This window comes from Streptomyces sp. URMC 126 (assembly GCF_051386555.1).
Lineage (GTDB): Bacteria > Actinomycetota > Actinomycetes > Streptomycetales > Streptomycetaceae > Streptomyces.
The window spans coordinates 1-4,139 of record NZ_JBPQTX010000460.1 but is presented as its reverse complement, the minus strand read 5'-3'; the positions used below and the strand labels follow the sequence as shown (position 1 = coordinate 4,139).

General features: G+C 70.7%; 4 protein-coding genes and 1 pseudogene. 4 read left to right on the top strand and 1 reads right to left on the bottom strand.

What is annotated here, in order from left to right; all coding sequences use genetic code 11:
• Window positions 1-123: 123 nt before the first annotated feature.
• Window positions 124-744: an ATP-binding protein gene (locus ACSNOK_RS31290; protein ID WP_436784173.1), complete on the bottom strand. Its 621-nt coding sequence runs from the start codon at window positions 742-744 to the stop codon at window positions 124-126.
• 120 nt (window positions 745-864) lie between these two features.
• Here ACSNOK_RS31290 and ACSNOK_RS31285 point away from each other — a divergent pair, with 120 nt between their 5' ends.
• The 4 genes and pseudogenes from ACSNOK_RS31285 to ACSNOK_RS31270 form a co-directional block, all read left to right on the top strand.
• A complete protein-coding gene (locus ACSNOK_RS31285; protein WP_436784172.1) occupies window positions 865-2,181 on the top strand; it encodes a hypothetical protein in 1,317 nt (438 codons plus the stop codon).
• Window positions 2,182-2,185: 4 nt separating this feature from the next.
• Window positions 2,186-2,908 carry a creatininase family protein gene (locus tag ACSNOK_RS31280; RefSeq protein WP_436784171.1) on the top strand — a complete coding sequence of 241 codons (723 nt, stop codon included), beginning with the start codon at window positions 2,186-2,188 and terminating at the stop codon, window positions 2,906-2,908.
• Between the two features lie 43 nt (window positions 2,909-2,951).
• Window positions 2,952-3,413, top strand: a complete 462-nt coding sequence (locus tag ACSNOK_RS31275) for an NUDIX domain-containing protein (RefSeq protein ID WP_436784170.1) — start codon at window positions 2,952-2,954, stop codon at window positions 3,411-3,413.
• Window positions 3,414-3,767: 354 nt separating this feature from the next.
• Window positions 3,768-4,139, top strand: a pseudogene (locus tag ACSNOK_RS31270) (hypothetical protein); the annotation flags it as partial.

Below are 4,139 nucleotides of genomic sequence, written 5' to 3'. Positions count from 1 at the left end.
CCCGCCCGGGAAGCCCCCGCACCCGCACAAGCGCGTCAAGTTCCCGGAACACCCGCCGGTACGTCACATGCCGCCACCACCACTCCTCGACGAGGAACACGGCGGCGGCCACCGCGTTGTTCCTCACCACCGAACGCTCCGCACGACGTCCACGGCGCTCCCGGCATGCAGCCGCAGCTCGCCTCCGCCTTGGAGCCCCAGCACCACCTCGGCCCGCCCGCCGTCCCGGTCTTCGCGCACATCCGCCACTTCCCGTTCCCCACCTACCCCGGCCACCCGGTCCCCGGCCTGAACCCGCTGGACCCACACCCGCATCCGCACGGGTTCCGGCTCCTCGCCCGGCGCGGCCACCAGGGCCCACACGGACTTCCCCACCCCGTCGCGCGGACACACGCCCCAACACCGGGCGAGGGCGGTGACGATATCGAGTCCGCGCCCGCCCTCTCCTCGCGGAGCACCGGTCTCCAGCCCCCGGCAGTCCGCGTCGTCCACAGTGATGCGGACTCCTTCGGCCTCTCGACGGAAGCACGTCTCGATCAGCCGGTCCGACGGTACTCGTGCGTGCAGGACGGCGTTCGTGAGCAGCTCGGAGAGGACCACGAGAGCCGCATCCTCGATCGCCGCCATGCCCCAGTCCGCCATCACCTTGCGCAAATGCGCACGTGCCCGGCCGACACACCTCGGGTGGCGGACCCAACCATGCCTCACCTCAGTGGGGTTCGCACCCCATGGCCTGCTTTCCATGGCGACCAGCATGGGCAGCGCGGGAAGTCACGGAAAGCACCGGGTGATGACCCACCGTGGGTAACATCCCGGGATACAGCGCGGCGCACACCCATCGGTCTTGTCTCCGGAGCGTTGTCCATGCCCGAATACACCCCTCCGGCAGGCCTCCCGGCCCGGTTGCTCGGCAACGAAGAGCTGCGGGCCGCCTGCGGGAACCGTGACTTCGCCACCATCTTCCGGATGGCGAAGCGCGCCGGCATATATCCGGCGCTCATCGGGCGCTGCTGTCAACTGACGCCGAGCAGGGTGGCGGAGATCGCCAACGGGCGACGGAGAGTCGTGGACATCCAGGTCGTCGAGCGCATCGCGGACGGTCTGCGCATCCCCGGCAGCATGCTTGGCCTGGCACCCCGGGCTTGGGAACGGGAGCGCATGGACGACATGCGGCCCGTACCGTTCGGGCCGTCCGCCGGGAACGACTTCGGGGTCCCACCCGTGCCGGCCGGCTCAGTGGAGGAAGTGTTTGAGCCGGCACTCGTCGTACAGCTCGCGGAAGCCCAACTGGAGCAGCACTGCCGGTACGCGGACTTCTTCGGTTCGCGCCACATCCTTCCACTAGTCATCCACCAGACCCAGACCATCGTCCACCTTCTGGAAACGGCCACAGGGCCACTTCGAACAGCGCTCCTCCGCACGGGCGCGCGAGCGGCCGAGCTCATCGGCTGGCTCCATCAGGACCTCGGCGACCTCGTATCCGCCTCGTACTGGTCGGACCGGTCGATGGAGTGGGCCCAGGAGGCGGCCGACGACCGCATGCAGGCCTACGTCCTGGTCCGCAAAAGCAATCAGGCGGCTGCCCTTTCGCAGGGCGCCAAGACCGTGGCACTCGCCCGGGCCGCTCAGCGTCTTCCCTCCTTGCCACCCCGGCTGACAGCGCTCGCGAAGCAACAGGAAGCCCAGGGTTACTGTCTGATGCGCAACCTCCGTGCGGCACAGGCCACGTTCGACGAGGCTCACGCTTTCGCCTCGCGGCCGGATGACACCGGGCGGTCGTCGGGTTTCGACACGTCCTATTGCACGCCCGAATACATCGAGATCCAGCGTGCCACGTACTGGACAGGGCTGGGCGAGCCCGCCAAGGCCATCACCGCTTTCCAGGCCCAGCTGAGCGGCCTCTCCCCGATGTACCGTAACGACCGTGGCGTGTACCTGGCCCGGCTGGCCCGCGCGCATGCTGCCGAGAGAGACTACGAGCAGTCGTTTGAGGTAGCGTCCAGAGCTCTGGCCATCGCTTCCCAGACCGGTTCGGTCCGCACGATCACAGAGCTCTCCGCCGTTGCCGCCACCACTGCCCAGCACGGTGATTGTTCGGGGAACGCGGCGTTCCTTGAGCATTTCAGGGCCGTTCGAGACCACTTTTCAGCAGGACACAGCCGTCCCGGCACGAAATGCTGACCCCATGGACGAGTTGATCACCCAGGCCACCACCGGAGACGTCCGCGACCGCGGCGACGTCGTGGCCGTCCTCCCCGTCGGCAGCTTCGAACAGCACGGCGAGCACCTGCCGTTGATCACCGACACGGCCATCGCCTGCCTGATCGCCGGCCGATTGGCCGAGGATCACGGCCTGTTCCTGCTGCCGCCGGTCACGATCTCCTGCTCGCACGAGCACGCGCACATGCCCGGTACGGTCAGCATCAGCGCCGCGACGCTGTACGCGATGGTCCACGACATATGGCGGTCGCTCGCCGCCTCCGGGGTACCCGGCCTGCTCATCGTGAACGGCCACGGCGGCAACTACGTGCTCCAGAATGTCGTCCAGGAGATCAACGTCATCGCTCCTCCTCGCGTCGCGCTCTTCCCTGTGCACGAGGACCGCTCCCGAGCCCGGGCCGAGGCCGGACTGGAGAGCGGTGGCGCGGAGGACATGCACGCCGGCGAGTTCGAAGTGTCCCTGCTGCTGTACGGAGCACCGCACTTGGTCCGGGACGGCATCGAGTCCGACGACCACGCCGCACCCAGCCGGCCGCACCTCCTTTCCCTCGGCATGGCGGGCTACACGCCCAACGGCGTGATCGGACGCCCGTCACTCGCTTCCGCCGCCAAGGGGGAGGCGCTCCTGGAGAGCCTGTCGCGCTCGGCACGGGCGCATCTGGACGTGATCGGGGCGGGTCCGCGGTGACCGGCCCCGCGAGTACCTCACAGAACGAGCACGAGAAACGCTGGTGCGCCCCTCCTACAAGCCCGGTTGGGAGATTCCGGGCGGCTACGTCGAAACCGGTGAGTCGCCCCTCGCCGCCTGCCGCCGCGAAGTCGCCGAGGAGCTGGGCATCTGCCCGCCCGTCGGCCCCCTCCTCGTCGTCGACTGGGCGCCGAATCCCGCCGAAGGTGACAAGGTTCTGTTCGTCTTCGACGGGGGCGTCCTGGGCCGCCGGCACCGCGAGGCCGTCCGGCCGGCCGACGGCGAGGTGCTGGAGGCCCGCTTCCATTCGCGCGAGGCGATCGACGACCTGCTGATCCCCCGGCTCGCCCGCCGCGTCCACCAGGCCATCGCCGCGCACCACGCGACCGGCGTCCGCTACCTGGAACACGGCGCCGTCCCAGGCGACGGTTCGGCGGACGGTCAACGCGTGGGGGGGCGCCGAAGCCTCACGGGAGTGACGCGGCGGGGCAGTGGAGTGTGGTGACCCGATCGGGCAGGGCCGTCAAAGGGGTGCCGGGCGAATCACCCGGATCAGGGCTCGGAGGAAGGTTTGACGGAAGTGGCGGGGACGGCGGGAGCGGTCCGGCACGCTCCGTACGCCGCACGGCCATTCAAGGGCCGGACCCCCGTACGGCAGAGCCCCGCATCCGCTCCCGCGTCACACCATCCGATGTTTTGACTACGCGCTGACCGCACCGGTACTTCTCTCCCGCCACGCCAGGGGCCTGCGCGCCGGACGGACGGGCCCCGCCACGCCGCGGTTCTCGTAGCGCGGGCCGTCCGCCGGCCGCCGTGGGCGGCCCCGCCCTTCCCGGCACTCACTCTCAAGGAGCCCGCCGTGTCCGATGAACCGACCCCGCCCTCCCTCGTCACCCGCGCGACGGGCGGCGGGCACGTCACGCGCGCCGCGCTGGCCGGAACGGCGCTCGCCCTCACCGGCCTGCTGACCGGCACGATCGCCGCGCCGCCGGCCGCCCGCGCGGCCGCCAAGCACGGACGGGAGCTGCACACCCAGCCTGGGTTCTTCCTCTTCCAACCGCCCGCCGGCGTCACCCACGTGACGGTCTCGGTGTGGGGCGGCGGCGGAGCCGGCGGCAGTGGTGCCGGCGGTTCCGGCGCGGGCGGCGGAGGCGGCGGCGCCAAGGCCGGGCCCTCCTCGGGTGGCGGCGGAGGTGGTGCCGGGGCGGGCGGAGCAGGCGGCGGCGGAGGG

What these genes read in the sequence shown, in the direction of transcription:
- ACSNOK_RS31290 (WP_436784173.1), bottom strand. Translation starts at nt 744, where the DNA reads ATGGAAAGCAGGCCATGGGGTGCGAACCCCACTGAGGTGAGGCATGGT.
- ACSNOK_RS31285 (WP_436784172.1), top strand. Translation starts at nt 865, where the DNA reads ATGCCCGAATACACCCCTCCGGCAGGCCTCCCGGCCCGGTTGCTCGGC.
- ACSNOK_RS31280 (WP_436784171.1), top strand. Translation starts at nt 2,186, where the DNA reads ATGGACGAGTTGATCACCCAGGCCACCACCGGAGACGTCCGCGACCGC.